The organism is Cyanobium sp. L1E-Cus, from assembly GCF_024345755.1.
GTDB lineage: Bacteria > Cyanobacteriota > Cyanobacteriia > PCC-6307 > Cyanobiaceae > Cyanobium_A > Cyanobium_A usitatum.
In genome coordinates this window covers 65,793-92,010 of the sequence record NZ_JAGQBS010000008.1, presented here as the reverse complement: position 1 = coordinate 92,010, position 26,218 = coordinate 65,793, and the positions used below count along the sequence as shown (strand labels likewise).

The 26,218-nt window shown below is 65.2% G+C and carries 25 protein-coding genes and 1 tRNA gene; 18 read left to right on the top strand and 8 right to left on the bottom strand.

The genetic code is table 11. The annotated features are described in order from the left end of the window. Window positions 1-11: 11 nt before the first annotated feature. Window positions 12-596 (top strand): cofactor assembly of complex C subunit B, encoded by a 585-nt coding sequence (locus KBZ22_RS09180; protein WP_396111899.1) that lies wholly within the window; start codon window positions 12-14, stop codon window positions 594-596. A 16-nt stretch (window positions 597-612) separates the two neighbouring features. Beyond that, a complete protein-coding gene (locus KBZ22_RS09175; protein WP_255021755.1) occupies window positions 613-1,491 on the top strand; it encodes a dehydrogenase in 879 nt (292 codons plus the stop codon). Here the strand turns inward: KBZ22_RS09175 and hemF are convergent. Beyond that, a complete protein-coding gene (hemF, locus tag KBZ22_RS09170; protein ID WP_255021772.1) occupies window positions 1,418-2,458 on the bottom strand; it encodes an oxygen-dependent coproporphyrinogen oxidase in 1,041 nt (346 codons plus the stop codon). The genes KBZ22_RS09175 and hemF overlap by 74 nt on opposite strands. A 149-nt stretch (window positions 2,459-2,607) precedes the next feature. Between hemF and KBZ22_RS09165 the strand changes: the two genes are divergently transcribed. The 8 genes from KBZ22_RS09165 to KBZ22_RS09130 all read left to right on the top strand — a co-directional run bounded on the left by KBZ22_RS09165 (window position 2,608) and on the right by KBZ22_RS09130 (window position 13,195). Then, a complete protein-coding gene (locus KBZ22_RS09165) occupies window positions 2,608-3,702 on the top strand; it encodes an Mrp/NBP35 family ATP-binding protein (protein WP_255021754.1) in 1,095 nt (364 codons plus the stop codon). A gap of 5 nt (window positions 3,703-3,707) precedes the next feature. Next, window positions 3,708-4,985, top strand: coding sequence for a rod shape-determining protein RodA (gene rodA / locus KBZ22_RS09160; protein WP_254942364.1), 1,278 nt, complete (start codon window positions 3,708-3,710; stop codon window positions 4,983-4,985). Beyond that, on the top strand, window positions 4,979-6,364 hold the full coding sequence (locus KBZ22_RS09155) for a histidine kinase dimerization/phospho-acceptor domain-containing protein (protein ID WP_261354014.1): 1,386 nt from the start codon (window positions 4,979-4,981) through the stop codon (window positions 6,362-6,364). The genes rodA and KBZ22_RS09155 overlap by 7 nt, the downstream gene beginning before the upstream one ends. A 94-nt stretch (window positions 6,365-6,458) precedes the next feature. Beyond that, window positions 6,459-6,890, top strand: coding sequence for a photosystem I reaction center subunit II PsaD (locus KBZ22_RS09150; RefSeq protein ID WP_254961914.1), 432 nt, complete (start codon window positions 6,459-6,461; stop codon window positions 6,888-6,890). A 68-nt stretch (window positions 6,891-6,958) separates the two neighbouring features. Then, complete coding sequence (locus KBZ22_RS09145; protein WP_255021752.1) at window positions 6,959-8,512, top strand: anthranilate synthase component I family protein; 1,554 nt, start codon at window positions 6,959-6,961, stop codon at window positions 8,510-8,512. Continuing rightward, entirely contained in the window at window positions 8,509-9,687 is a 1,179-nt protein-coding gene (gene gshA / locus KBZ22_RS09140; RefSeq protein WP_255021751.1) for a glutamate--cysteine ligase, read from the top strand. The genes KBZ22_RS09145 and gshA overlap by 4 nt, the downstream gene beginning before the upstream one ends. Beyond that, on the top strand, window positions 9,684-12,683 hold the full coding sequence (ppc, locus tag KBZ22_RS09135) for a phosphoenolpyruvate carboxylase (protein WP_396111895.1): 3,000 nt from the start codon (window positions 9,684-9,686) through the stop codon (window positions 12,681-12,683). The genes gshA and ppc overlap by 4 nt, the downstream gene beginning before the upstream one ends. Window positions 12,684-12,733: 50 nt before the next feature. After that, the gene (locus KBZ22_RS09130; RefSeq protein WP_106632363.1) at window positions 12,734-13,195 is read left to right on the top strand and encodes a GNAT family acetyltransferase; all 462 of its coding nucleotides are present in this window, start codon (window positions 12,734-12,736) and stop codon (window positions 13,193-13,195) included. Window positions 13,196-13,324: 129 nt separating this feature from the next. On the opposite strand, the gene KBZ22_RS09125 is transcribed toward KBZ22_RS09130, so the two are convergent. Beyond that, window positions 13,325-13,398 (bottom strand) — tRNA-Arg (locus KBZ22_RS09125). A 64-nt stretch (window positions 13,399-13,462) separates the two neighbouring features. On the opposite strand from KBZ22_RS09125, the gene recF reads away from it, so the two are divergent. Both recF and speD read left to right on the top strand, forming a co-directional pair. Further along, entirely contained in the window at window positions 13,463-14,575 is a 1,113-nt protein-coding gene (gene recF / locus KBZ22_RS09120) for a DNA replication/repair protein RecF (protein ID WP_255021771.1), read from the top strand. A 53-nt stretch (window positions 14,576-14,628) separates the two neighbouring features. Then, window positions 14,629-15,135, top strand: coding sequence for an adenosylmethionine decarboxylase (speD, locus tag KBZ22_RS09115; RefSeq protein ID WP_106632365.1), 507 nt, complete (start codon window positions 14,629-14,631; stop codon window positions 15,133-15,135). Between the two features lie 14 nt (window positions 15,136-15,149). Here speD and larE read toward each other — a convergent pair whose 3' ends face one another. Then, entirely contained in the window at window positions 15,150-16,010 is an 861-nt protein-coding gene (gene larE / locus KBZ22_RS09110) for an ATP-dependent sacrificial sulfur transferase LarE (RefSeq protein WP_254942609.1), read from the bottom strand. A 64-nt stretch (window positions 16,011-16,074) separates the two neighbouring features. Here larE and KBZ22_RS09105 point away from each other — a divergent pair, with 64 nt between their 5' ends. Then, window positions 16,075-17,223 (top strand): cob(I)yrinic acid a,c-diamide adenosyltransferase, encoded by a 1,149-nt coding sequence (locus KBZ22_RS09105; RefSeq protein WP_254937611.1) that lies wholly within the window; start codon window positions 16,075-16,077, stop codon window positions 17,221-17,223. A 37-nt stretch (window positions 17,224-17,260) separates the two neighbouring features. On the opposite strand, the gene moeB is transcribed toward KBZ22_RS09105, so the two are convergent. Together moeB and KBZ22_RS09095 are read right to left on the bottom strand one after the other, a co-directional pair. Further along, on the bottom strand, window positions 17,261-18,433 hold the full coding sequence (gene moeB, locus KBZ22_RS09100; protein WP_255021770.1) for a molybdopterin-synthase adenylyltransferase MoeB: 1,173 nt from the start codon (window positions 18,431-18,433) through the stop codon (window positions 17,261-17,263). Between the two features lie 11 nt (window positions 18,434-18,444). Beyond that, window positions 18,445-18,837 carry a M67 family metallopeptidase gene (locus KBZ22_RS09095; protein WP_255021749.1) on the bottom strand — a complete coding sequence of 131 codons (393 nt, stop codon included), beginning with the start codon at window positions 18,835-18,837 and terminating at the stop codon, window positions 18,445-18,447. A gap of 101 nt (window positions 18,838-18,938) precedes the next feature. Between KBZ22_RS09095 and KBZ22_RS09090 the strand changes: the two genes are divergently transcribed. Then, complete coding sequence (locus KBZ22_RS09090) at window positions 18,939-19,325, top strand: CAAD domain-containing protein (protein WP_255021748.1); 387 nt, start codon at window positions 18,939-18,941, stop codon at window positions 19,323-19,325. Here KBZ22_RS09090 and KBZ22_RS09085 read toward each other — a convergent pair whose 3' ends face one another. After that, on the bottom strand, window positions 19,326-20,228 hold the full coding sequence (locus tag KBZ22_RS09085; protein WP_255021747.1) for a fructosamine kinase family protein: 903 nt from the start codon (window positions 20,226-20,228) through the stop codon (window positions 19,326-19,328). 20 nt (window positions 20,229-20,248) lie between these two features. Between KBZ22_RS09085 and crtD the strand changes: the two genes are divergently transcribed. Beyond that, complete coding sequence (gene crtD / locus KBZ22_RS09080; RefSeq protein WP_255021746.1) at window positions 20,249-21,772, top strand: C-3',4' desaturase CrtD; 1,524 nt, start codon at window positions 20,249-20,251, stop codon at window positions 21,770-21,772. A gap of 14 nt (window positions 21,773-21,786) precedes the next feature. Here crtD and KBZ22_RS09075 read toward each other — a convergent pair whose 3' ends face one another. Beyond that, window positions 21,787-22,698, bottom strand: coding sequence for a prephenate/arogenate dehydrogenase (locus KBZ22_RS09075; RefSeq protein ID WP_255021745.1), 912 nt, complete (start codon window positions 22,696-22,698; stop codon window positions 21,787-21,789). Between the two features lie 59 nt (window positions 22,699-22,757). Between KBZ22_RS09075 and KBZ22_RS09070 the strand changes: the two genes are divergently transcribed. Genes KBZ22_RS09070 through KBZ22_RS09060 form a run of 3 tightly spaced genes read left to right on the top strand, consistent with a single transcriptional unit; the run spans window position 22,758 to window position 24,923 of the window. After that, window positions 22,758-24,194, top strand: a complete 1,437-nt coding sequence (locus KBZ22_RS09070; RefSeq protein WP_255021744.1) for a helicase — start codon at window positions 22,758-22,760, stop codon at window positions 24,192-24,194. Window positions 24,195-24,232: 38 nt separating this feature from the next. Further along, window positions 24,233-24,481: a DUF2839 domain-containing protein gene (locus KBZ22_RS09065; RefSeq protein WP_254941839.1), complete on the top strand. Its 249-nt coding sequence runs from the start codon at window positions 24,233-24,235 to the stop codon at window positions 24,479-24,481. A gap of 52 nt (window positions 24,482-24,533) precedes the next feature. Further along, window positions 24,534-24,923, top strand: coding sequence for a DUF1815 family protein (locus KBZ22_RS09060; RefSeq protein ID WP_255021743.1), 390 nt, complete (start codon window positions 24,534-24,536; stop codon window positions 24,921-24,923). Between the two features lie 18 nt (window positions 24,924-24,941). Here the strand turns inward: KBZ22_RS09060 and recA are convergent, their stop codons facing one another. Beyond that, a complete protein-coding gene (gene recA, locus KBZ22_RS09055) occupies window positions 24,942-26,207 on the bottom strand; it encodes a recombinase RecA (protein ID WP_255021742.1) in 1,266 nt (421 codons plus the stop codon). Between the last annotated feature and the right edge of the window lie 11 nt (window positions 26,208-26,218).

Genomic DNA, 26,218 nt, shown 5'->3' with positions numbered 1-26,218 from the left:
GCTGACAAGCCATGCCCCCTAGGGGTGGCGTCACAATTGGATGGATGGCCAACCTCAGCTCCACCCTGCTGCTCACCCTGCTACTAGCCGTAGGCCTGGTTTTTTTCTTGCGTGCCGCCAGTAAAGACCGCACCACCACAGTCGAGGTGCGCTCCTCGCGGCCGCCTCTGGAGGTGTTGAGCCAGCTGAGCGAATGGCTGCTGCAACGTGGTTGGCGCGCCGAATCCACTGACCCCGAGCGCCGCCACCTCTGCTTCCGCGCCGAGGTGGCTGCCAGTCCCTGGTTGGCGGTGCTGCTCTCCGTGCTGGGAGCGGTGGGGGCCGCCTGCCTTGGGCTGGTGCTGCGCCAGCTGCTGCCCCAGCTGGGCTGGTGGCCCCTGTTGCTGGCCTTACTGGGGCCGGCGGCTGGGCTGATTTATCGCACTCGGGCGATGCGGGCCGAAACCCTGGAGCTGCGCCTGATCAGCCATGACAGCGCCACGGGCAGCGCCTTACGACTGAGGGCCCACCGCGATGAGCTAATAGCGCTCGAATTGGAAATGGGTCCCAAGCTGGGCCTATTTAGCGACGGCAAGCTGCTCAGCTCCCCAATCTGAACTTTGCCTGGCAGTCATGCAACGATTCCGCCCCCTGGCTTTCGTCTTGACCGGAGTGCTTGCCATAGCTGGGGGCGCGGCTGCCCAAGCGCCGCCGCTGGCCAACTTTGATCCGCTCACAGGGCCGCGCAGCCGGCTGAGCAAAAACTGGCGAGGCCTGGCTGAGCTGCCCAGCAGCACCGAAATCCTGGTGCTAGCGGGTCATGCCGATTCCCAGGGGATTGGCGGAGCCGGCACAGGGGGAGAGGCCGTCGACCTCGGCGCAGCCGCGCCGATGCAGCCGGGCATGCGCGACGAGCTCTATTGGAACCTGCTCACCGCCCAGGCGGTTGTGGCCCTTGGCCAGCAGCGGGGTCTGGCCATCCGCTTCTACGACCCACCGCTGCGCAGCATTGCTGACGGCGACGATCCACGCACCAACTGGAGCGTGGGCAAAGCCCATGCCCAAGCCGGTGGGTATGCCCTGGAAATCCACTACGACGCCTACGGTCCAGATGGTGTGGGTTCGGGCCTGATCCCTCCCCTACATCGCCACCCAACCCGCCTAGACGAAAGCCTGGCGCTGGCCTTTGGTCCCTATCCCCTGCTCTTCCGCGACGGCCTGGGAGCCCCCAGGCGAGGCATCGCCATTCTCGAGATCGGCAAACTTGAGGGCCAGCTAGAAGCATCGCTGCGAGATCCCCGCAGCCGCAATGGCGCTCTCCAAGCGATAGCTGAGCGAGTGGTTTCAGCTTTGCAACGGGGTCTGGAGCAGGGCTTGCAACCAGCCCCACCAATGCCTGGCCTGGCCGCCACCAAACCAGCGACCATCAACCCATTACCTAATTCAGCGCCTGATGGGGGGCGCAGCGGTCCGCGAGCGAGCCGTCCTCCAGCCAATCCTGGGGACGAGTGAACAGGTCTGTAAGCAGGGCCTCACGACTGCCAGCCTCCGGCTGATATCCGTATTCCCAGCGCACCAAGGGCGGCAGAGACATCAGGATCGACTCGGTACGTCCGTTGGTCTGCAAGCCGAAAATCGTGCCCCGGTCAAATACCAAATTGAACTCCACATAGCGGCCCCGCCTGTAGAGCTGAAACTGGCGCTCCCGCTCGCCATAAGGGGTGTGCTGTCGCTTCTCAGCGATCGGCAAGTAGCTGGGCAGGAAGGCGTTGCCGCAGGAACTGGCCAGGGCAAAAAGCTGCTCCCAACTCTGCGGCACCGGGCCTAATTGGTTGCTCACAGCCGCCGCAGGCCCATCGGGGTCCTGGCCCTTGTAGAGCACCCCGCGGGGATCCTGGTAGTCGTAAAAGATGCCGCCCACGCCGCGGGTCTCGTCCCGATGCTTGAGAAAGAAGTACTCGTCGCACCAGGGCTTAAACACCTGATAAAAAGCGGGATTAACGCTGTCGCAGGCTCCTTTGAGCGTGCGGTGGAAATGCTGGGCGTCTTGCAGGAACGGGTAATAGGGGGTGAGATCGGCGCCGCCGCCAAACCACCACACCGGGCCCGCTTCGAAGTAGCGGTAGTTGAGATGAACCGTGGGGATATAGGGGTTGCGGGGGTGCAGCACCATCGAGGTGCCTGTGGCAAACCAGCTGTGCCCCTTGGCTTCCGGCCGCTGGCTGAGGATCGAGGGGGGCAGTTCTGAGCCCTCCACCTCTGAGAAGTTGACGCCGCCCTGCTCGAAGACGCGGCCGCCCTTCATCACTCGAGAGCGACCGCCGCCGCCCTCCGGACGCTCCCAGCTCTCCTCGGCGAAGCAACCTTCGGCATCAAATTCTTCTAAACCGGCGCAAATGGAGTCCTGCAAGCCCATCAGCAGGGCCTTAGCCCTGGTGCGGGAGTCGGCCGGTGGAGCTTCCAGCAGGGCCTTAAGCATCGACACTGCGCCACATGGCGCTGGAAACGTCTAACCATTTCAGCCCAGCCTCCCCCCAGACAAGTAATCGAGAGGGTCTGTCACGCCCATGCTGACGGTCAAACGCAGCAGCGAGGCCCCTAGGATCGCAGTCTCTGATTGGATTTCCGATGGCATCTGTGGAGCAGGCTCAGGCCGCCCTCAACGCCGTTCAGGATGCCGGCAGCGGGCGCAGCCTGATCGAGCTGGGCTGGATCCAGCAGACGCGACTGGTGGACGATCGGGCCGTATTTCGCCTTGCCCTACCTGGCTTTGCCCAGAGCCAGCGGGATCGCATCGCCGCCGAAGCCAAGGCGGCCCTGCTCGCCCTTGAAGGCATCAACGACGTTCAAATTGAGTTGGAGCAGCCCAGCGGCGGCGCTCCAATCGGCGCCGCTGGTCATGGTCACGTGCCGGAACGCGGTCAACTGCCAGAGCGCCAGGCCATCCCTGGGGTGCGCCAGGTCATCGCCGTCAGCAGCGGCAAGGGCGGAGTGGGCAAGAGCACGGTTGCCGTGAACCTGGCCTGTGCACTGGCTGCTTCAGGACTGAAGGTGGGCTTGCTCGATGCGGACATCTACGGGCCGAATGCCCCCACCATGCTGGGAGTGGCTGATCGAACGCCTGAAGTGAGCGGCGAAGGCGCCCAGCAAGTGATGACACCGATCGAAACCTGCGGCATCGCCATGGTGTCGATGGGCCTGCTGATCCAGGAAAACCAACCCGTGATCTGGCGGGGGCCGATGCTCAACGGCATCATTCGCCAGTTTCTTTACCAAGTCGCCTGGGGCGAACGGGATGTGCTGATCGTCGACCTGCCTCCTGGCACCGGTGATGCCCAGCTCACCATCGCCCAGGCGGTGCCGATGGCCGGGGCGATCATCGTCACCACTCCCCAGCTGGTTTCCCTAGCTGATGCCCGCCGGGGTCTGGCGATGTTTCTGCAGATGGGGGTGGACGTGCTGGGTGTGGTGGAAAACATGAGCGTCTTCATTCCCCCTGACGCTCCTGACAAGCGTTATGCCCTATTCGGCAGCGGCGGCGGCTCCCGCCTGGCCGAAGAGGCCGGAGTGCCCCTGCTGGCCGAACTTCCCCTGGAGATGCCCGTGCGGGAGGGGGGAGATGCCGGACGCCCCGTAGTGCTCAGCCACCCCGAATCGATCAGCGCCCGGGGCTTTTTGGCTTTGGCCCGCCAGCTCAGCGCCGCCCATCTGGTGCCAGCCTGAAGCCCATGTTGAGCCAGTTGGGGCGGCGAAACCCTCGATTTTTTAGTGGCCGCAGCAGCCGGCGCAACCCCCTGGCCGACGTGGACCTGATCCTCTGGGGGGTACCGCTGGCAATGGTGGCGATCGCCGGGATCCTGATTGCCAGCACCCAGCGCCAAGCGAATTACGCCGACTGGTACCAGCACTGGGTAACGGCGGCGGTGGGCATGGTGGTGGCCCTACTGCTGGCGCGAATGCCATTGGATCGGCTGATCCCATTTAAGTGGCCGATTTACATAGCCATGGTCGCCAGCCTGGTGGCCGTACGAGTTGTCGGCACCAGCGCCCTAGGGGCCCAGAGCTGGATCAACATTGGCGGCTTTTATGTACAGCCCTCTGAATTCGCCAAGGTGGGCGCCATCTTGCTTCTCGCCGGGGTACTAGCCAGACACCCGGTTGACCGTCCTGTTGACCTGATCCGTCCAGTGGGCCTAATCGCCCTGCCCTGGCTGCTGGTTTTTGTGCAACCCGACCTAGGCAGCTCGCTTGTGTTTGGCGCCGTACTGCTGGTGATGCTGTTTTGGGCTGGAATGCCTGGGGCCTGGGTGGTGCTGCTGCTCTCCCCTCTTGTGGCGGCGATAGTGGCAGGCACCCTGCCCTGGCTGCTGCTGGGCTGGGTGCCCCTGATGGGCTGGCTGGCATGGAAGAGCCTGCCCTGGAAGCGGGTGGCCCTGGCGATCAGCCTTGCCGTGCAGGGGATCTTCGCAATCGCCACCCCCTGGCTCTGGGAGCACGGCCTGCGCCCCCACCAGCGAGCCAGGCTCACCCTGTTTCTTGATCCAGCCCAGGATCCCCTCGGCGGCGGCTACCACCTGCTGCAGAGCACCGTGGGCATCGGCTCGGGGCAGATCTGGGGCACCGGCTTGATGCAAGGCTCCCTCACGAAACTGCGGTTTATCCCTGAGCAACACACCGATTTCATCTTCAGCGCCCTTGGCGAGGAAACCGGTTTTCTCGGCTCGGTGCTGGTGGTGGCCGGCTTCGCCCTGCTCATGTGGCGCCTGCTGCAGATCGCTGGACGGGCCCGCAGCGATTACGAGGCCCTTGTGGTGGTGGGAATTGGGGCGATGCTGATGTTCCAAGTGGTGGTGAACATCAACATGACCATTGGACTAGGTCCCATCACCGGCATACCCCTGCCCTGGCTGAGTTATGGAAGATCCGCCATGTTGGTGAACTTCATCTCCCTTGGGCTGTGCGTCTCAGCCGCCCGCCGGGGCCGCACGGCCCAGGGCCGCTGGTGAGCCTGGCCGACCTGCGACGTTGTTTGGCTGAAGGGGTGCCAACCGGGGTCGGCAACGAAGACTGCGCGCGGCGGCAGTGGTGGGCAGCCCTGGCCACCCTGCAGGAGGATTTCCTGTTGCCCCACCAACCCCTCCAGGGCCTATGGCTGGCCGCGCCACTGCCCGCCCTCTATGAACCAGCCCTGTTACAGCAGCTGCAGGGCTGGGTTTGGGCCCCAAGCGACCTAGATGGCCTGCTGCCTAGCCCCGCACCCCTTCTGCCAGGAGCCGGCAACCCAGCTCCATGCGGCAGCTTTCAGCGGCTAGCCCTGGCGGAGGAGGACGGCACCGACCCCCTCCTGCTGGTGATAACCCCCCAGCTACAGGTAGCCCTTTGCCTCGATGGCCCGGCTGAAGGCCGGCGCCTGATTGTTCGCTTCGACCCTGAGGCCCTGTCCGAGGCCCTAGGCCTTATCCATGGGCGCCTATTGAGCCAGGATCCCGCAGCCTCGGCAGACCTGCGCAGCGCCCTAGAGCGACTGGGGCCCCTGCGCAGCGACGACCAACTGGGCTTGCGCTTCTGGCCGCGGCTGGGGGAACGGCTGGCCGCCATGGCCCCCAGCCTGACGCTGCAGCCCCTGGTGCATGGCGGTAGCGATCGTCCAGCCCAGGCCCAGGAGCGCCAGGCCGGCGACACCCCACGAGCGGTGAGCAGCGAACTAGCCCTGCTCGAGGCCCTCACCCACGAGGTGCGCACACCGCTGGCCACGATCCGCACCCTGATCCGGTCCTTGCTGCGGCGCAACGACCTGCCGGCGGTGGTGCGCCAGCGCCTCGAGCAGATCGACGGCGAATGCAGTGAGCAAATCGATCGCTTCGGCCTGATCTTCCTAGCGGCCGAGCTGCAACGCCAACCAGGCTGCGAACAGCCCCTTGAAAGCCACGACCTGGCCCGCACCGACCTCAGTGCGGTGCTGCACCAGCAGCAAGAACTGTGGCAGCGGCAACTGGCGCGCCGCGGCCTGGACCTGGAGCTGGCAGTAGCCGATGGCTTGTCGCCGGTGCTGAGCGATCCGGCCCGGCTCGAAACCATGCTGGGCGGACTAATCGACCGCTTCAGCCGCGGCCTGCCCAGCGGCAGCCGCGTGACCGTGAGCCTGCTGCCGGCCGGCAGCAGGCTGAAGCTGCAGCTCAACAGCGAGGGCCACGACACCAGCGAGAACGACGGGATGGGGAACGGCGAGCAGCGGGAGCTGGTGGGGCCTGTGCTGAGCTGGAACCCCACCACCGGCAGCCTGCAGCTGAGCCGTCAAGCCACCCAGCGGCTGTTCCATCGCCTCGGCGGTCGCCTCACCGAGCGCAACGGCAGCGGCTTGACCGTGTTTTTCCCGGTTTGCTGAAGGGCCGGTTTGTTGACGGGTGTGAAGAGTGCGGCAGAAGCCCCGATCCGGTCAAAACCACGGTGCTAGCTTCCGGCTGAAACGTTCCAAAGCCATGGCAGCTACGGTGCTCAGCGGTCAACTCCCGAAGTACATCGGCAGCACCGGCGGCCTGCTGAACTCTGCTGAAACTGAGGAGAAATACGCCATCACCTGGAGCAGCCCGAAGGAGCAAGTCTTCGAGCTGCCCACCGGTGGCGCGGCCCACATGAATGCGGGCGAAAATTTGATGTACTTCGCCCGCAAGGAGCAGTGCCTCGCCTTGGGCACCCAGCTGCGCACCAAGTTCAAGCCCCGGATCGAGGATTACAAGATTTACCGGATCTTCCCTGGCGGCGACACCGAGTTCCTGCACCCCAAGGACGGCGTTTTCCCCGAGAAAGTCAATGAGGGTCGCACCATGGTTGGTCATAACCCCCGCCGCATCGGCGCCAACCAAAATCCCGCCAATCTCAAGTTCACCGGCAAGAACACCTTCGACGCTTGAGCTGCGTTAACCAACCCCTATAAAGGCGGGGCCAGGCGCCCCGTTTTTTTTGCCTGCCCGCTTGTCCGATGCCCAGCCCCGATCGCGATGGCTTAGCCCAACAGGCTTTTCTAGAGGCAGTCGCGGCTGGCCACAACTTCATCCCCCTCTGGAAGCGCTGGCCTGCTGACCTGGAAACCCCTCTCACCGCCTGGCTGAAGGCCGGAGCTGGTAGCAGTCATGGCGTGCTGCTGGAGTCGGTGGAGGGTGGTGAGCGCATCGGCCGCTGGAGCTTTGTGGTGTCTGATCCGCTCTGGACCCTCACCAGCCGGGGCGACCAAAGTGTGCGCCAGTGGCGCACCGGCTCCGAAGAGCGGCTGCAGGGCAACCCCTTCGACCTGCTGAGCCAGTGCCTAGAGCCCCTATCCAGCCCGCCGATCCCCGGTCTGCCACCGGTGGGCCAGCTATTTGGCTTTTGGGGCTACGAGCTGATCCGTTGGATAGAACCCAGCGTGCCGGTACATACGTCGGCCGAGGGTGCACCGCCTGATGGCTGCTGGATGTTGGCCGACAGTCTGCTGGTATTCGACCAGGTGAAGCGCCAGATCACCGCAGTGGCCTACGCCGATTTGAGTGGCGGCCAGGATCCACAGGCCGCCTACGCCGCGGCCGCAGCCCGCATCCAGGCCCTGGAGGAGCGCATGCACGGCCCCCTCCCCGGTGCCGGCACCCCCCTGAACTGGCACGACGCCACTGCCGGTGACATCGCTGCCAATTTGCGGACCACCAGCAACGTCAGCCAGGAGGCCTTCGAGGCCGCCGTGAGCTGCGGAGAAGGGCACATCGAAGCTGGCGACGTGTTCCAGCTGGTGCTCAGCCAGCGGCTGGAAACCCGCATCGATCGCGATCCCTTCGAGCTCTACCGCAGCCTGCGGATGGTGAATCCCTCGCCCTACATGGCGTTTTTCAACTTCGGCGGCTGGTATCTGATCGGCTCCAGTCCGGAGGTGATGGTGAAGGCAGAACCAACGGCCGCAGGGGGAGTGAAGGCTTCTTTACGACCAATCGCAGGCACGCGCCCCCGGGGCGCCGATGAGGCCGAAGACCTGGCCCTGGAGGCGGAGCTGCTGGCTGATCCCAAGGAGCGAGCCGAGCACGTGATGCTGGTGGATCTGGGCCGCAACGACCTGGGCCGCGTCTGCCAGCCAGGCACCGTCAAGGTGAGCGAGCTGATGGTGATCGAGCGCTACTCGCACGTGATGCACATCGTGAGCCAGGTGGAGGGCCTGCTGGCCGAGGGCCAAACGGTATGGGACCTTCTGATGGCCTCCTTCCCCGCCGGTACGGTCAGTGGCGCTCCCAAAATTCGGGCTATGCAGCTGATCCACGCCCTGGAGCCTGACGCCCGAGGCCCATACTCCGGGGTGTATGGCGGGGTTGACCTGGCTGGCGCACTCAACACCGCTATCACCATCCGCACGATGGTGGTGCTGCCCCACCCCGAAGGGGGCTGGCGGGTGCAGGTGCAAGCCGGTGCTGGAGTAGTGGCCGACTCCAAGCCCGAACTCGAATACCAGGAAACCTTGAACAAAGCCCGCGGCATGCTCAAAGCCCTGGCCTGCCTGCTGCCGGCCCAGCCATGAGCGCCCCCCTGTTGCTTAAAGGTTTTGAGGTGGAGCTATACACCGGCCGTGCCGATGGCACGGTGGTGGGCTGCAGCGCCGAGGCTGCGGCCGCCCTTGAGGGGTTCGTAACCGAGCCCGATTGCCGCAACCTCGAATACATCACTCCCCCGGATGCCGACTACGCCCGGCAACTGCAACTGCTGCTCGAGCCCCGCCAACGGCTGCGCCGCTGGCTCGCCAGCCGCCAGCTCACCCTTCTGCCCGGCAGCACGCTGAGCCTGGGGGACAGCCAGCGTTTTGAGCGCTCAGATCCGGCCAATCCGTATCACGGCTACATCGAGGCCACCTACGGCACCAAGGTGGTTACAGCCAGTGTGCACATCAATCTGGGGCTCACCGCAGGCCACGGCCTCGAGCCAATGACCAGCCTGTTTGCGGGCCTGCGCCTGATGCGCTGCGAAGCGTCCCTGCTCCTGGCCCTCAGCGCCAGCTCGCCCTTTCTCGACGGGGTTGTAACCGCTGCCCATTCCCAGCGCTGGCTGCAGTTTCCCCTGACGCCAGCGGAGGTGCCCCTGTTCCTGGATCACCAGCACTACATCAGCTGGATGGGCGATCAACTGGCCTTGGGCACCATGCAAAACGTGCGCCATCTCTGGACATCGGTGCGGCCCAATGGCGACAACCGGCCCCACGACCTCAACCGCCTGGAGATTCGCATTTGCGATCTGGTCACCGATCCACTCGTGCTTTTGGCGATCACGGCCTTCGCCGAACTGCGCTTACAGCAGTTGATGCGAGAACCGGAGCGCTACGACCCACTCCAGGCCAGCAGCCTGGACCCATCCCAGCTAGCAGCCCTCGCCGATGCCAACGACCGGGCCGCAGCCCGCTCCAGCCTTGATGCCACCGTGATGCACTGGCGCAATGGAGCCCCGATCCAGGCCCGAGACTGGCTTGCTCAGGAGCTGGCAGATCTGGCTCCACTTGCTGAAGAGCTGGGCCTAACCCGGGTGCTCGCCCCCCTGCAGGGCGTCCTTGACCAGGGCAACCAGGCCATGAGCTGGCTAGCCGGACACCAGGCTGGCCTGTCGATCCCGACCCTGCTCAACCAGACCGTCGAGGCGATGGCAAGCCAGGAGGCCGAGCTACTTGAGGCAATCGCCACAGACGGGGTGCCTGGTCCTTTGGGATGATCGAAAATCACTCCGCCGCCAATTCAGCTCCCATGCGGCAGTCCATGCCCACTCCCGCTGCAGCCATCGAAGCGATACCGGCTTCCCAGCGGGTCACGCGGCTGCTGGGCGAGCGTCTCGAATTAGTTGAAGATCTTTGGGAGACGGTGCTGCGCAGCGAGTGCCCCCCCGAGCAGGCCGAGCGACTGCTGCGCCTCAAGCAGCTGAGTGACCCAGACGAGGCTGATGTCACTGGGGCGATCGTGCAGCTGATCCGCGAGATGGATCTGGCCGAGGCAATCGCCGCGGCCAGGGCCTTTTCGCTTTATTTCCAGCTGGTCAACATCCTCGAACAACACATCGAGGAGGACACCTACCTCGACAGCCTCAAAAACCAGGAAAACGGCCCCAGCGATCCCTTCCTGCCGGCCCTGGCCAACCAGACCGACCCCGCCACCTTTCGCCAACTGTTCGCCCGCCTGCGCAGCCTGAATGTGCCGCCAGCCCAGCTGGAGAAGTTGCTGCGCACCCTTGACCTGCGGCTGGTGTTCACCGCCCACCCCACCGAAATTGTGCGCCATACGGTGCGGCACAAGCAGCGGCGTGTGGCCACCTTGATCCAGAAACTGGAGCAGGGCAGCGGCCTCAATTGCCTTGAGCGCCAAGGCCTGCGACTCCAGCTGGAGGAGGAGATCCGGCTCTGGTGGCGCACCGACGAACTGCACCAGTTCAAACCGACGGTGCTCGACGAGGTCGACTACGCCCTGCACTACTTCCAGCAGGTGCTCTTCGACGCCATGCCCCAGCTACGCGATCGCATTCGCGCCGCCCTGAAGCTGAGCTATCCAGACGTGGAACCGCCACGGGATTCGTTCTGCACCTTCGGCTCCTGGGTGGGCTCAGACCGGGACGGCAACCCCTCGGTGACACCGGACATCACCTGGCGCACCGCCTGCTACCAACGCCAGCTGATGCTGGAGCGCTATCTCAAGGCGGTGAACGAGCTCAGTGACCAGCTCAGCATCTCGATGCAGTGGAGCCAGGTGAGCCCCGCCCTGCTGGAGTCGCTGGAAATGGACCGGCTGCGCTTCCCTGAGATCTACGAGGAGCGGGCTGCCCGCTACCGACTCGAGCCCTACCGGCTCAAGCTCAGCTACACCATGGAGCGGCTGCGGCTCACCCACCAACGCAACCAGCAACTGGCCGATGCCGGCTGGGAGTCTCCCTGCGATGGCAGCGCCCCACCGCCGCCGATGGGGGGCAGCATGGCCCCCGCTCCCACCCAGGAGTTGCACTACAGCACGGTTGATGAATTCCGCTACGACCTGGAACTGATCCAAGACAGCCTCGAGCGCACTGGCCTGAGCTGCGAATCGCTGCAGCACCTCATCAGCCAGGCCCAGATCTTTGCCTTCTGCCTTGCCAGCCTGGACATCCGCCAGGAGAGCACCCGCCACAGCGATGCCCTCGACGAACTCAGCCGCTACTTGCAGTTAGCCGTGCCCTACGGCGAGATGGATGAGTCCCAGCGGGTCGAGTGGCTGCTCAGCGAAATCCAGACCCGCCGCCCCCTGCTGCCGCCCACGGCCAAATGGAGTGCCGCCACAGCCGAAACCTTCGCCGTGTTCCGGATGCTGCAGAGGCTGCAGCAGGAATTCGGATCGCGTATTTGCCGCACCTATGTGATCTCGATGAGTCACACGGTGTCCGATTTGCTGGAGGTGCTGCTGCTGGCCAAGGAGGCCGGGCTAGTAGACCCACTTGCCCAGCGCGCCGGCCTGCTGGTGGTGCCGCTGTTTGAAACGGTGGAGGATCTCCAGAAGGCGCCAGCGGTGATGGGCACCCTGTTCCGCCATCCTTTTTACCTAGCCCTGCTGGGCAGTGACGGTGGCCAGCCACTCCAAGAAGTGATGCTGGGCTACTCCGACAGCAATAAGGATTCGGGCTTCCTCTCCAGCAACTGGGAAATCCATAAGGCCCAGATCGCCCTGCAGCGTCTGGCCATCGAGCACGGCGTCGCCCTCCGCATCTTCCACGGCCGGGGCGGCTCGGTGGGCCGCGGTGGTGGGCCCGCCTATCAGGCGATCCTGGCCCAGCCCAGCGGCACCCTCAGCGGCCGTATCAAGATCACCGAACAGGGGGAGGTGCTGGCCTCCAAATACTCCCTGCCGGAGCTAGCGCTCTACAACCTGGAAACGGTCACCACCGCCGTGCTGCAGAACAGCCTGGTGAGCAGCCCCGTTGACGAAACCCCCAGCTGGAACGAGCTGATGGGCCGACTGGCGGCCCGCTCCCGCGACCACTACCGGGCCCTGGTGCACGACAACCCCGACCTGGTGGCCTTCTTCCAGCAGGTGACCCCAATCGAAGAGATCAGCAAGCTGCAGATCTCCAGCCGCCCGGCCCGCCGCAAGAGTGGCGCCAAGGACCTCTCAAGCCTGCGGGCCATCCCCTGGGTATTCGGCTGGACCCAGAGCCGCTTCCTGTTGCCCAGCTGGTTTGGGGTGGGAGCCGCGCTGCAGGAGGAGCTCGACCAGGATCCAGGTCAGCTGGAGCTACTGCGGTTGCTCTACCAGCGCTGGCCGTTCTTCCGCATGCTGATTTCCAAAGTGGAGATGACCCTCTCCAAGGTGGATCTCGACCTGGCCCACCACTACGTCCAGGCCCTGGGCCGCAGCGAAAACCGCGAGGCCTTTGAAGCAATCTTCCAGTCGATCGCTGCCGAATTTGGCCTTACCCGCGATCTGGTGCTGGCGATCACCGGCCACAGCCGACTGCTGGATGGCGATCCTGCCTTGCAGCTCTCGGTGGATCTACGCAACCGCACGATCATTCCGCTCGGCTTCCTGCAGGTGGCCCTGCTCAGACGCCTGCGCGACCAAAACCGCCAACCACCGATGAGTGAAACGAGCGCCAGCAGCAGCGACGATGGGCGCACCTATAGCCGCAGTGAACTGCTGCGAGGCGCCCTGCTCACCATCAACGGCATCGCGGCGGGCATGCGCAACACCGGCTGAGTCCATTCCCTTCAGCCCCTACCTAGATCAGCCCAGCTCTGGACTCCCTCTTGATCCCGTTCCGCAGCCAGCCCCAAGCCCCACAACTGAGGGATGGTTATCACCTGCTGGCCGATGGCCTACTGCCCAGTGCCGAAGCGCTCAACAGGCTGCTGGTGGCAGCGGGTGATCAGCCCCGGCAGCCTGAGCGCTGGCAGCGGGTGCTGGAGCTAAGCGTTTGGCACTTGGGCGTGGCGGGCCCCGATGGCCAGCTGGTGGGTTTTGTCAGAGCTACCAGCGACCTCGCCCTCAATGCCAACCTCTGGGACCTTTGCGCCGATCCTGCCGATCCAGCTGAGGCAGAGATCCTGGCGGTGCTTGTCCATGCCGCCTTGGGCCGATTGCGCCGGGAGCTGGCGGGGTGCAGTATTTCGCTTTCAGCCCCGCCCCAGGCCCTTGCTGCCCTGGAGCGCTACGGGTTTGCCGTGGATCCGGGGGGCATCCGCGCCATGGGGCTCAAGCTGGAGAATTGATTTCAAGCTAGATAGTTGATTTCAAGCTGGGCTTGGGCCGCAAACCACAGTTCCTAAGCAAAAACCCCACCGCCTGGGCCTTGACTGCCTCGGCGGTGGGGAGAGGTGGGGCGGGATGCGGTTGGGTGACGAGCATGGAGGGACTCGAACCCCCGACCCTCAGAACCGGAATCTGATGCTCTATCCAACTGAGCTACATGCCCTTAATGGCACCCTGCCTGGCTTACCTTAACCGCACACCGCATCAGACCCATCCGGCTGCATCGCCTGGAGCTGCTGCGTTTCCGCAATATCAGTCGGCTGGAGCTGAGCCTGGAAGCTCCCCGGCTGCTGGTGATCGGGGCCAATGGCGAGGGCAAATCCAACCTGCTGGAAGCGGTGGAATTACTTGGCTGCCTGCGATCCCACCGCACCAGTAGCGATCGTGATTTGATCCAGCACGGCGAGGCCAGCGGCCAGGTGCGCGCCCTCACCAGCGGCGGGGACCAGCTGCAGCTGGAGCTGCGCCGAAGTGCCGGCAGGCAGGCCCAGCGCAACGGCAAGCAGCTGGAGCGCCAGCTTGACCTGCTGGGTTCGCTGCGCTGCGTGGGCTTCAGCGCCCTCGACCTCGAGCTGGTGCGGGGCGAGCCCGCTGGCCGGCGTCAGTGGCTCGACCGGGTGGTGCTGCAGCTCGAGCCTCTCTACGGCGACCTGCTGAGTCGCTACGGCCGGCTGCTACGCCAGCGCAGCCAATTGCTGCGGCGCGGCCTGGGGGGAACCAGCCTGCTGGCCCTACTCGACACCTTTGATCTGCAAATGGCCGTGATCGGCACCCGCTTACACCGGCGCCGCTTCCGAGCGATCCGGCGCCTCGAGCCCCTGGCCGCAGCCTGGCAGGAGCGGCTCAGCGGCGGCCGTGAACACCTGCAACTGAATTACCAAAGCGGCACCGTCTTGGCGGGAGAGGAGGCTGAGGAGCCTTGGCGTCAATCCCTGCTTGAGCAGCTACAGCTTCAACGCCAAGAGGAACTGCGGCTGGGGCAATGCACGGTGGGGCCCCACCGGGACGAGCTAGAGCTGGCCTTGGCCGGCCAACCGGCCCGCCGCTACGGCTCGGCTGGCCAGCAACGCACCCTGGTACTGGCCCTCAAGCTGGCTGAGCTCGAGCTTGTGGGCTCCGTCCTGGGGGAGCCACCCCTGCTGCTCCTCGACGACGTGCTCGCCGAGCTAGACCCGGAGCGGCAACAATTGCTGCTCGAGGCGGTGGGCGAAGGTCACCAGTGCCTGGTGAGTGCCACCCACCTGGGAGCCTTCAGTGGGGGCTGGCAGGCCGAAAGCCAGGTGGTGCGGATGCGCGCCGGCCAGCTCGATCCGAAGATGCCAACTGACTTGGACAGCTAGGCCCCAATACCTGGCTGACAGCGTATGGTTGGAGGCTTGTTTGGTCGGATTCGATGACCCAGACCCTGCCCTGCCTCCACCCGAACCCGGGATGGACCGAGGCCCCTGCTGCTACCACCGCAGCCTCCCCCCTGCCTCACCAGATTTCCGAAACGGTCGGAAAACACTGCATCCTTGAGCTTTATGGCTGCGACAGCGCCAAGCTCGACGACGAAGCCTTCCTGAGGGACACCATCACCGCAGCAGCGAAGCGTGCCGGTGCCACCCTCCTCAACCTGATCACCCACCGATTCGAACCCCAAGGGGTTACGGGATTAGCCTTGCTGGCCGAATCCCATATCTCGATTCACACTTGGCCGGAATCGGGCTACGCGGCGGTTGATGTGTTCACCTGCGGTGATCACACGATGCCGGAAAAAGCCTGTGCGGTACTCGCCGCCGAGCTTTCAGCCAACGACCACAAGCTCACCAGCTTCCGCCGCGAGACACCGCCGTCGATTGCTGAGAGCCCGCGTGATCCGTTGCAGGAGCATGGGTTCACCGCCGCGGTGACCCTCTGATCTCGGCGGGCTAATCACCGGTTAGCTGAGCCCAGTTCCCGGTTGAGCTTGCCGCTCACCAGCCCCTCCAGATCCAGCCCAACGGCGCTAAAGCCCATCTCCAGGAAGGCCGCCACCAGCGCCTGCCTGGTTTCGGGCTTGGCCCACAAACCCAGAGCGCGATCCAATTGGGCGGGAGGCAGTTCAATCCGAGCCGTCTGGCCCTGGGAGCGCACGCGCACCTGGGGCCATCCTCTTGCCAACAACCAGGCTTCCGCTGCAGCCACCCGCTCCAGCCGCTCCGCCGTGATCGGTTCGCCGTAGGGAAAGCGCGAAGCCAGACACGGCTGGGCCGGCTTGTCCCACCAGGGCAATCCCAGGGACCGAGAAATTTGGCGTACGCCGGCCTTGTTAAGGCCCACCTCGGCCAGGGGCGAACGCACTCCGAATTCCTTTGCGGCCCGAATGCCGGGCCGATGATCATCTAGATCCTCGGCATTGACGCCATCGAGCACGGTCGCCCCTGCCGCCGCGGCCGCGATCGGCGCCAGCAGCCGGTGCAGCTCCCGCTTGCAGGCGTAGCAGCGCTGGTCAGGATTACTGGCGTAGGCAGGATCTGCCAGCTCCGCCGTAGCGATCTCCCGGTGGGTGATCCGCAGCCAACGAGCCTGCTCCGCCGCCTCCGCCCGCAGGTGGGGGGCTAGGGCCGGCGACACACCCGTAATCGCCAAAGCCGCCTCACCGCGTTGCTCTACGGCGAGGGCAGCTACTAGGGAACTATCAACGCCACCGGAATAGGCCAGCACCAGCCGATCTAGGCACGCCAACTGCTGACGCAGCGAAGCCAGCGCCAGCTCCAGCGGCGGCGGCAACAGCTCCAACGGGGAAAACAGCATCGCCACCAAACTCCTGCCCAGATCTTGGCAACCCCCACCCCAATGACGCCGGTAGCATCGCAATATGAGCAGCACCCAGACGCCGCAACGAGGAACGGGCCGGGGTATCGGCATCCGTACGGCGGCCGGCAGCGATGAGCGCGCCCATGGCCAGCTGCACGTCTATGACGGCGATGGCAAGGGCAAAAGCCAGGCGGCCCTAGGGGTGGTTCTGCGCACCATCGGCCTTGGTATCTGCGAGCAAAAACGCACCCGGGTGCTGCTGCTGCGCTTTCTCAAGGGGCCTGGCCGGGCCTACGACGAAGACGCCGCCATCGAAGCCCTGCAACAGGGCTTTCCCCATCTGATCGACCAGGTGCGCACCGGCAGGGGAGACTTTTTCAGCGCCGAGGAAGCCACCCGCTTCGACCGGCAGGAGGCCCAGCGGGGCTGGGACATTGCCAAAGGGGCCATCGCCAGCGACCTCTACTCGGTGGTGGTGCTCGACGAGCTCAACCCGGTGCTTGATCTGGGCCTGCTTGATGTCGAAGATGTAGCCCGCACCCTGGCGGCCAAACCCGACGGCATGGAGGTGATCTGCACAGGTCGCGGTGCGCCCCGCCAGCTGGTGCAACTGGCCGACCTGCACTCGGAAATGCGCGCCCACCAGGGCCCGGGTGGCCTTGAGGGCGTCGAGATCTACACCGGTGAAGGCAAGGGGAAATCCACCAGTGCCCTGGGCAAGGGGCTACAGGCGATCGGCCGTGGCATCAGCCAGGACAAGAGCCACCGGGTGCTGATTCTGCAGTGGCTCAAAGGTGGCGCTGGCTATACCGAAGATGCCGCCATCGCCGCACTTCGCGAGAGCTATCCCCACCTGGTGGATCACCTGCGCTCCGGGCGCGACGCGATCGTGTGGCGCGGCCAGCAGCAGCCGATCGACTACGTGGAAGCCGAGCGTGCTTGGGAGATCGCCCGCGCCGCCATCTCCAGCGGCCTCTACAAAACAGTGATCCTCGATGAAATCAACCCCACAGTTGATCTGGAGCTGCTGCCGGTGGAGCCGATCGTGCAAACCCTGCTGCGCAAACCCGCTGAAACGGAAGTAATCCTCACCGGCCGCTGTAAAAACCGCCCTGCCTATTTCGACCTGGCTTCGGTGCACTCCGAGATGGTGTGCCACAAGCATTACGCCGAGCGCGGCGTCGATCTAAAACGCGGCGTGGATTACTGAGGCTGGGCTACTGAGGCTGGGCTACTGAGAAGAGGCCTCAGTAGCGCATCACACTCGGATCAACTTCCTGGCTCCAGGCGTCAATGCCTCCGGCCACGTTGATGCCCTCGATGCCGTGGCGTTTCAGGGCGATCAGGGCCTTGGCACTGCGGCCGCCCAGCTTGCAGTGGACGTAGAGGCTTTTGCCCGCCGCCAGCTGCTGGATGCGTTCCACTGCCGTGCCGTTCTCGATCTGATCGAGAGGGATCAAAACAGCGCCGGGAATCCCAGCGATCTCAGCCTCGGGGGGGTTGCGCACGTCGATCAGCACCAGGCCACTGGTGTCACCATCGAGCAGCGTTTTGAGCTCGCCCACGCTGATGCTCTCCACAGCTCCGGATTCTTCCTGGCCAGGTGCGGTGCCGCCAACGCCGCAAAACTCTTGATAGTTAATAAGTTTGTCGATCACGGGGCGCTCGGGATTGGGCCGCAGCTTGAGCTCGCGGAACTTCATGCCCAGGGCATCGAACAGCAGCAGGCGGCCGCTGAGGGTGGTGCCGATGCCGGTGATGATCTTCACCGCCTCGGTGGCCTGGATCACGCCGATGATTCCGGGCAGCACCCCCACCACTCCGCCCTCGGCGCAGGAGGGCACCATGCCCGGCGGCGGCGGCTCGGGGAACAGGTCGCGGTAGTTCGGGCTCTCGGCATCGAGGTTGAACACCGTGGCCTGGCCCTCGAAGCGGAAGATCGAGCCGTAGACATTTGGCTTACCCAGCAGCACGCAGGCGTCGTTCACCAGGTAGCGGGTGGGGAAGTTATCAGTGCCGTCGCAGACCAGGTCGTAGCCGGAAATGATCTCCAGGGCATTTTCGCTGGTGAGGGCGGTCTCGTAGAGATCCACCTGGCAGTGGGGATTGATCTCCAGGATGCGGGCCTTGGCCGATTCAATCTTGGGCTTGCCAACCCAGCTGGTGCCATGGATCACCTGGCGCTGGAGGTTGGAGTGGTCGACCACATCGAAATCGACGATGCCGAGCCGGCCTACGCCGGCAGCCGCTAGATAAAGAAGCAGGGGCGAGCCCAGCCCACCGGTGCCCACGCACAGAACAGAAGCTGCCTTGAGCCGCTTTTGCCCCTCCATACCCACCTCTGGCAGGATCAGGTGCCGGGCAAAGCGAGCAACCTCATCGGGGCTGAGCTGGACGCCGCTGGTGTCGGGAGGAAGCATGGCTTCTTGAATCAGGACACCATTCTCCATGGCAGGCGCAGGGGCGCGGCCGGAGCTTCCGGCAGCCACCAGGCAACCAACTCCCCGCCAAGGGTTTGGGCCCCGAGGATCACCATCAAAGTGGATATCCCACAGAGACTGCGATCGGTACCAGAAGGCACGGCCCCACTAGTGGGGTGGCTGTGGGCCGAGCCCAGCAGCTCCAGCCCCTGAGCCCTGCCCCACTTCTGCGCCTGCAGCTGCTCCCTTGGATCAATCGCAAAGCGCTGGCAGCGTTGCTGAGGCTGGGGCCAGACGTTGCAACACGGCCAGACCAGGCGCAGTTGCCAGTCGAAGTCCAAGCGTTCGCCCAGCAGCAGGGCACAACCCTCCTCCGGTTCTGCGCTGGCCAGAACGGGGCGCAAAACGGTGAGCAGGTGCAGATCTGCCCTGATTTGCTCTGGCGCTTGGGAGAACACGCCGATACCTTATGAATCATTCCAAACATTCGCCTCCCAACCGGTCCATGAGCGATACCACCACCGACGCGGTTGAGCAGGGCACTGCCACTGAAGTGGAGACTGACGCCACCTCCGGTGCCGCCGATGCCAGCTTCAGTGAGCGTTACAGCGAAATTCTTGCCAAGGTGAATGGCACCCTGGACCAGGTGGACTGGAGCCAGATGGGACGGATCGGCAAAGCCAGCGGCGTGATTCTGGCGGTGATCGTCGCTCAGATCCTGATCAAAGGAGTGCTCGACGCAATAAACCTGCTGCCCGTGGTTCCTGGCCTGCTGGAGCTGCTGGGCTTGGTGGTTGTCGGCCAGTGGAGTTGGCACAACCTCACCACCAGCGAAAAGCGTGGTGCCGTGGTATCCAAGGTCCAGAACCTCCGCAAGGAATATCTGGGCTAATCAGCCCCTATTAAGTAGCAGCTGATCAATGCTGGCTTGAGCCTGGCGCCCCCAGCCGCCGCCAAAAAGATTGGCGTGATTCAAAAGGTGATACAGGTTGTAGAGGGCGACCCGAGCCTTGGCCCCAGGCTCCAGCGGCCAGACATCTTCGTAACCGCTAAAAAAAGCTTTCGGAAATCCGCCGAATAGCTGGGCCATCGCCATATCCACCTCCCGATCCCCCCAGTAGCAAGCGGGGTCGAAAATTGTGCTGCAGCCATTGGTCAGCAGGCCCGCATTGCCGCACCAGAGATCCCCGTGCACAAGCACCGGCTCACAGTGATGGCCGCTTAGCCGTAGCGGCACCAGCTCCAGCAGCTCCCGTGCTCCCCGCAGCGGCTCTCCCCGCCTAGCGGCCCAAGCCAGCTGAGGCGCCAAGCGGCACTCCGCAAAAAACACCCCCCAATCGGAGCGCCAGCCGTTGGGCTGGGGGGCTGATCCAATGAAGTTGTCTGCCGCCGCGCCGTAGCCCTGGGCTGGTGCCGAGCCGGCACTGCTGCGGTGCAGCTGGGCCAAGCCCTGGCCGCATTGAAACCAACCACTTTCAGCTGCGGCGCCAGGTGAGCCTGCCAACTGCAGCCAGCTGAGCAGCAGCACGGCGAGATCGCCGGCCACTCCCCATGCCAGGGGCTCTGGAATCACCAGCGCGGCAGGCGCATGCTGTGCCAACTGCTGCAGGCCGCTTAGCTCCGCCTCAAACATGGGCAGGGCTGCGGCCGTGTTGGTCTTGGCAAACAAGCTGCGACCATCAGCCAACTCCAGCCGCCAGGCCTGGTGGATACAACCACCCCCCAGCGGCGTCTGGGCCACCACGGCGCAGCCGAGCTGCTGCTCTACCCAAGCCTGCATCGCGCGCCCGCGCACCTGGTTGCCAGCATGGCGCGATGGAGAAGCGCCTCGATGTGGTGGTGGTGGGCGCCGGCATCGCCGGCCTCACCGCCGCAGCCCTGCTGGCCCGGGAGGGCCTGACGGTGGAACTGCTGGAAGCCCACCAGCAGAGCGGCGGCTGCGCCGGCACCTTCCGCCGCGGCCCCTACACCTTTGATGTGGGCGCCACCCAGGTGGCAGGCCTGGAACCGGGCGGCAGCCACCAGCGCCTGCTGGCCCACTTCGCTCTGCCCTTACCGCAGGCCACCCCCCTGGATCCGGCCTGCGTGGTGGATCTGGCCGATGGCCAGCCGCCGGTGCGGATCTGGCGCGATCCGGAGCGCTGGGCCGCCGAGCGGGAGCAGCAGTTTCCCGGCAGCGGCCGCTTCTGGCAACTGTGCGCCGTCCTGCACCAGGCCAACTGGGCCTTCGCTGGCCGCGATCCGGTGCTACCACCGCGCACCCTCTGGGATCTGGGCCAGCTGCTGCCGGCCCTGCGCCCCGTCAACCTGGCCAGCGGCCTGCTGGCCGGCGCCACGGTGGCCGATCTGCTGGCGCTCACGGGCTGCGGCGGCGACCCGCGCCTGCGCCGCTTCCTCGATCTGCAGCTACGCCTCTACTCCCAGGAGCCCGCCGAGCGCACCGCCGCCCTCTATGGCGCCACCGTGCTGGCCATGGGCCAGGCACCGCTGGGGCTCTGGCACCTGCAGGGCTCAATGCAGGTGCTCAGCCAGCAGCTTGAGCAGGCCCTGGCTGCCGGCGGCGGCCAGCTGCGACTGCGGCATCTGGTAAACGGCCTGGAAAGAAGTGGCAGCCACTGGCTGGTGCGGGGCGAGCGGCTGGGGCCCGGCACCCGGCGCGAGCCCTTCGCCATGGCGGCCGCCGATGTGGTGCTGGCGCTGCCGGTGCAAAGCCTGCCAGAGCTGCTGGGCGCCCAGCTACCTGCGGGCTACCGGCAGCGGCTGGCAAACCTGGGCGATCCTTCCGGCGCCCTGGTGTTCTATGGGGCCGTAGCGCGTGATCGGCTGCCGGCCGAGTGCCCCGCCCACCTGCAGATGGATTGGACCGAGCCGGGCTCGCTGTTTGTGTCGGTGAGCCGCGAGGGCGATGGCCGGGCGCCGGTGGGTCAGGCCACGGTGATCGCCAGTGTGTTCAAGCCGGCCCGGCCCTGGTTTGCCCTGGAGCCTGCGGCCTACGACCAGACCAAGGCCACAGCGCAGGCTGGCATCCAGCGAGGCCTGCAGCAGCTGCTGGGGGTGGCGCCGGAGCAGTGGCGCCACGGCGAGCTGGCCACTCCGCGCGGCTTTGCGCGCTGGACCAGTCGGCCCTTTGGCTTTGTGGGCGGCCTGGGCCAACACCCCAGCCGCTTCGGGCCCTTCGGCCTGGCCAGCCGCCCCCCCCTACCGGGCCTGTGGCTGTGCGGTGATTCGATCCACCCCGGCGAGGGCACGGCCGCCGTGGGCCTCTCAGCCCTAATGGCCTGCCGCCAGCTACTGGCAGAGCGGGGCCAGACGCTGAGCCTCAGCGGACTGAGCACCTAGCCATGTCAGGGAGATCAGAGAAACTGCGGCCGCAACTCCTGGCTGCGATCGAGCTCCTGCCGCAAGCCCTGCCAATCCCCCTGGCTCACCTGCTGCTCCAGGGCTTCCAGCTGGGTGCGGTAGCTGGCTATGGCGAGCAGCAGCGCCTCGCGGTTGCAGCGGGCCATCAGGCTGCCCAGCTCCGGGTTGCCGCCGCCCACGCGGGTGGTGTCGGCAAAGCCACTGGAGGCCAGGGCACGCACTAGGACGGCTAGATCCCCGGAGCCCGCGGCGCTGGCCCGATCTGCCGTCTGCAGCAGGGCCGCACTCACCAGCACCGGCAGGTGAGAGATCAGGGCCACGGCTTGATCGTGGGCGGCAGCAGCGCAGGTAAGCCACTGGGCACCCAGCAGCTGCGCCAGGGCCCGCACATCCGCCAGCGCCTGCGGATCGGTGGCGGCAGCGGGCGTGGCCACCCAAGGGCGCCCGTGAAACAACCCCTGCTGCCCCGCCTCCACGCCCGCCTCGGCCGTACCGGCCATCGGATGACTGGCGACAAAACGGGGATGCAGGCCCTGCCAGAGCTCCAGCACCGGCGCCTTCACCGAACCCACATCGGTAATCACCGCTTGCGGTGGCAACGCCGCCACCAACTCTTGCGGCGGCTCCAGCAGCCGGTCTAAGGGCAGGGCCAGCACCACCAGGCTGCAGCCGGCCAGCACGGCGGGGTTGGTGCCCACCTCGGTAGCCAGGAGCCGCTGCCGGGCTCGCTCGGCGGTGGCCTCACGGTGCACTAAGGCACGCACCTCCACGCCTTGGTGCTGCAGATCCAGCCCCAGGGAGCCGCCAATCAATCCCAAGCCCACAATCCCCACGGGCCCCTGCCGCCACGGATTGGCAGTGCTGTGACCACGAGCCTGGGGGCTGGGCAAGGAATCGGAAGTCATCGGGGCGCAGGAGCCATCCCGCCAGCTTCCTACGCTTTTGATCTGTTGGTTGGCTGGGAATGCTCGAAGCCCGCGCCCATCAGCAACTCAAAGACCTATTGCGCCAGGAGGGCAGTGCTCCCTGGCCCCACCACCTCAGCCTCAGCCGCTTGGTGGCCCGCAGCCTGCGCCGCAGCGACCACACCCTGGTGCGATTGGCACCAGGCAGCGAACCCAGCTGGTGGATCAGCCTGCTGGTACCCCTGGCCCTGAGCGAGTGCCCCCTGGCAATAGTGGTAGGCGAGGCCCAACGCCAACGCCTTCTACAGGTGGAGTTGCCCAGGCTGGCAAAGGCCGAACCAAGCATGGCCCTGCCCTGCTTCGAGGGCGACCGAGCACCAGAAGATGCCCGCGTCTGGTTGCTTAACCATCAACAGCTGGTGGCGGCCTGGCAAAAGGGCTGGCTGGGGGAGCGCCAACTGGTGATTCCGGAAGCGGAACAGCTCGACACCCTGCTGCGCCAAGCCCTGGAGGTGGTGGTCACGCCCCAGCACTGGGACCAACTGCGGCGGGCCCAGCCCGCGGCCGAGTCCAGCCTGCTGAGCCTGCACCAACGGCTCAATCGCCGGGTGCTCAGCGCCCCCCACCGTCCCAACCAGCTGGTGGCCCTGGCCCCAGACGACGAAGCCCCCCTGCGCCACCTACTGCAGCTGCTAAGCCCCCTACCCGCGCCATGGCCCGACTGGCTGGCCGCCAAGGGCGACGGCTGGACCAGCTGGGCCGAGCTGAATCCCCAACTGCTGCAATGGCAACTGCACCGCCACCCCCTCGAGCCCTTGGCGGTGCTGCGCGGCCTGCTGGAGCGGCGGGGTGCGGTGCTGCTGGGCCAACTTGCGCCTGGGAGTGAATTGGGGCTGAAGCCGGTTGTGGAGCTGAATCTCGGCGATGCGCCCCTTGCCGACCCCCTGCCCCTATTTGCGCCGCTGCGCCAACCGCTGCCGAATAGCCCGAACTACGGACAGCACCTGCTCGAGCAAAGCCGGCGCCTGATCCTTGGCCAAGCTGGGCTAACGGTCGTGCTGATCGATGACGACGCCCTGCGATTAGGACTGACCAGTGGGCTGGCGGCGGAATTCGGCAGTCGAGTAGTGCACGAGAGCACCGCGCCCGAAGGCAATGGGGTGATTTGTGCCCGCTGGTGCTGGTGGCTCGAGCAGCAGGCCCGGCTGCCGCTGCCAAGCCAGATCGTGATCGCCCTGCTGCCGATCGCCAGCCTCGAAGATCCACTCACCGCTGCGCGAGTAATGGCCCTGCGGCGGGAGGGTCGCGATTGGTTCCGAGAGGGCCTGTTGCCAGACGCCCTCACCCGTTTGCAGCTCGGTGTAGCGGGGCTTAGGCGCGAGGGCGCTGGCCGGCTGGCCGTACTGGATGGGCGACTGCGGGGGCGGAGCTGGGGCCGCCAGGTGCTTGCGGCCCTAGAACCCTGGATCAACCTCACCCGCCTACTGCCTCACTGACGTGGGATCCTGACTTCACCATCTAAGTAGTGGAGGCCATGGGGGAAGCCAAGCGTCGCAGCATTCAGGGTCTGCCACCCAAGCTGGTTAAGCCAAAACGGCCAAAAGAAATTGACACCTCGCCACGCGTCGCAGCCTGGCTGCCCCTGACTCGCAACCAGGCTGATCGCTTCGTCACCCTCACCACCAAAGGGGCCTGGATAGGCATCGGCGCCCTGGTGCTGTTCTGGCTGACGGTGCGTTTTGTCGGCCCCGCAGCCGGCTGGTGGAACCTGTCCGACGGCTGACCCACCAAATCCTGAAGAAAAGATTAGGATCTTTTGAATCCGTCGGGTCGTCGTGTTCCCACGCTTAGCCGAGCAGTACAGATCTGTGGTTCACGACCTGGTGATGAGTCTTCAGGCTCTCGCCAAAAGCCTTCAAGACCGAGACATTGCTGCCACCTGCTACGTCTGCGGTGATGGCCGGGATGGTCACGGAGCCTCCTTCGTCGCCAACCTCGACGCGAACCACATGGTGCGGTTTTTAGTTTCCGATTTCGGCATCAGCTGGGTGGAATCCCGCGATGGCCACGAACTGGTGAAGCTGGAAGGAGCCGAAGCCATCCAGGAGCTACAGCGAGTCGCCCAGGTGCTCCAAAGCCCCGTGGCAGCCAAAGGACCGCGAGCTCAATCCCCAGCCAACCTACCTAATCCCAACCAGCTCAAGGGAGCATTCACGCTCCCTTGAGCTGGGGCAAGAAGCCGCTCAGCTGGCCACCAGCAACTCTTCGAGGCCATCGCCCGCTTCAGCGAGCCCTGATGCTGCAACAGCCGCCTTAGCAGCCGCGGCGAGGGGCTTCATGGAATTGGCGGTGACCTCTGAGCCCTCCTTCAGCTTTTGCCGAGTGAGTTGCTCAATCACCTCAGCCTGGGCTGGGTTTTGCTCCAACCAGGTGATCGTGTTGTCCCGGCCCTGACCAATGTTGTCGCCCTCGTAGCTATACCAGGCGCCTTTGCGGATCACCACACCGGTCTCCTCGGCCAGGTCGAGCAAACAGCCCAGGGTGCTGATGCCACGGCCAAACAGGATGTCGAATTCGGCGATCCGGAAAGGCGGGGCGACTTTGTTTTTTGCCACCTTCACCTTGGCGCGGATGCCGTACTCCTCGGTGCCCCGCTTGAGGGTCTGAATCCGGCGAATGTCCAAGCGCACCGATGCATAAAACTTGAGGGCGTTACCACCGGTGGTGGTTTCCGGATTGCCGTAGGTGACACCGATCTTCTGGCGCAGCTGGTTGAGGAAGATCACGGTGCAGCCGGATTTACCGATGTTGCCGGTGATCTTGCGCATGGCCTGGCTCATTAGGCGAGCCTGGGCACCCACAGCCAGGTCCCCCATTTCACCTTCAATTTCAGCGCGGGGGGTCAAGGCCGCCACCGAGTCGATCACCACGATGTCCACGGCCGCTGAACGCACCAGCTGGTCGACGATCTCCAAGGCCATCTCACCGGTATCCGGTTGGGAAACCAGCAGGTTTTCAATGTCAACGCCAAGAGCCGCTGCATAGACGGGGTCGAGGGCATGCTCCGCATCCACAAAAGCGGCCACACCACCTCGCTTCTGCACCTCAGCAATGGCATGCAGCGTGAGGGTGGTCTTACCGGAACTCTCCGGCCCATAGACCTCAACTACGCGGCCCTTGGGATAGCCCCCACCCAAGGCCAGATCCAGGGTGAGGGCCCCAGTGCCGATGGTTTCCACCCGCATGCGGGACGCATCCCCCAGGCGCATGATCGAACCCTTGCCGAAATTGCGCTCGATCTGATTCAAGACAAGCCCCAAGGCCTTGTCGCGCTCGGCGGCTGCCCGGCTATCGGCAGTCGAATTATTAGCTGAAGAGGCAGTAGCCGCAGAATTAGTAGCTGAAGAGGCGGTAGCTGCAGAAGAGGCAGAAGCCGAAGCAGAACTGGCTGAGGCGCGGGAAGCAGGGGGCACGGAAGGGCTGGAGGAGGAGTTAGGGGTAGCGGGCATAACAGCAATCA

What these genes read in the sequence shown, in the direction of transcription:
- KBZ22_RS09180 (WP_396111899.1), top strand. Translation starts at nt 12, where the DNA reads ATGCCCCCTAGGGGTGGCGTCACAATTGGATGGATGGCCAACCTCAGC.
- KBZ22_RS09175 (WP_255021755.1), top strand. Translation starts at nt 613, where the DNA reads ATGCAACGATTCCGCCCCCTGGCTTTCGTCTTGACCGGAGTGCTTGCC.
- hemF (WP_255021772.1), bottom strand. Translation starts at nt 2,458, where the DNA reads ATGCTTAAGGCCCTGCTGGAAGCTCCACCGGCCGACTCCCGCACCAGG.
- KBZ22_RS09165 (WP_255021754.1), top strand. Translation starts at nt 2,608, where the DNA reads ATGGCATCTGTGGAGCAGGCTCAGGCCGCCCTCAACGCCGTTCAGGAT.
- rodA (WP_254942364.1), top strand. Translation starts at nt 3,708, where the DNA reads ATGTTGAGCCAGTTGGGGCGGCGAAACCCTCGATTTTTTAGTGGCCGC.
- KBZ22_RS09150 (WP_254961914.1), top strand. Translation starts at nt 6,459, where the DNA reads ATGGCAGCTACGGTGCTCAGCGGTCAACTCCCGAAGTACATCGGCAGC.
- KBZ22_RS09145 (WP_255021752.1), top strand. Translation starts at nt 6,959, where the DNA reads ATGCCCAGCCCCGATCGCGATGGCTTAGCCCAACAGGCTTTTCTAGAG.
- gshA (WP_255021751.1), top strand. Translation starts at nt 8,509, where the DNA reads ATGAGCGCCCCCCTGTTGCTTAAAGGTTTTGAGGTGGAGCTATACACC.
- ppc (WP_396111895.1), top strand. Translation starts at nt 9,684, where the DNA reads ATGATCGAAAATCACTCCGCCGCCAATTCAGCTCCCATGCGGCAGTCC.
- speD (WP_106632365.1), top strand. Translation starts at nt 14,629, where the DNA reads ATGACCCAGACCCTGCCCTGCCTCCACCCGAACCCGGGATGGACCGAG.
- larE (WP_254942609.1), bottom strand. Translation starts at nt 16,010, where the DNA reads ATGCTGTTTTCCCCGTTGGAGCTGTTGCCGCCGCCGCTGGAGCTGGCG.
- KBZ22_RS09105 (WP_254937611.1), top strand. Translation starts at nt 16,075, where the DNA reads ATGAGCAGCACCCAGACGCCGCAACGAGGAACGGGCCGGGGTATCGGC.
- moeB (WP_255021770.1), bottom strand. Translation starts at nt 18,433, where the DNA reads ATGCTTCCTCCCGACACCAGCGGCGTCCAGCTCAGCCCCGATGAGGTT.
- KBZ22_RS09090 (WP_255021748.1), top strand. Translation starts at nt 18,939, where the DNA reads ATGAGCGATACCACCACCGACGCGGTTGAGCAGGGCACTGCCACTGAA.
- crtD (WP_255021746.1), top strand. Translation starts at nt 20,249, where the DNA reads ATGGAGAAGCGCCTCGATGTGGTGGTGGTGGGCGCCGGCATCGCCGGC.
- KBZ22_RS09075 (WP_255021745.1), bottom strand. Translation starts at nt 22,698, where the DNA reads ATGACTTCCGATTCCTTGCCCAGCCCCCAGGCTCGTGGTCACAGCACT.
- KBZ22_RS09070 (WP_255021744.1), top strand. Translation starts at nt 22,758, where the DNA reads ATGCTCGAAGCCCGCGCCCATCAGCAACTCAAAGACCTATTGCGCCAG.
- KBZ22_RS09065 (WP_254941839.1), top strand. Translation starts at nt 24,233, where the DNA reads ATGGGGGAAGCCAAGCGTCGCAGCATTCAGGGTCTGCCACCCAAGCTG.
- recA (WP_255021742.1), bottom strand. Translation starts at nt 26,207, where the DNA reads ATGCCCGCTACCCCTAACTCCTCCTCCAGCCCTTCCGTGCCCCCTGCT.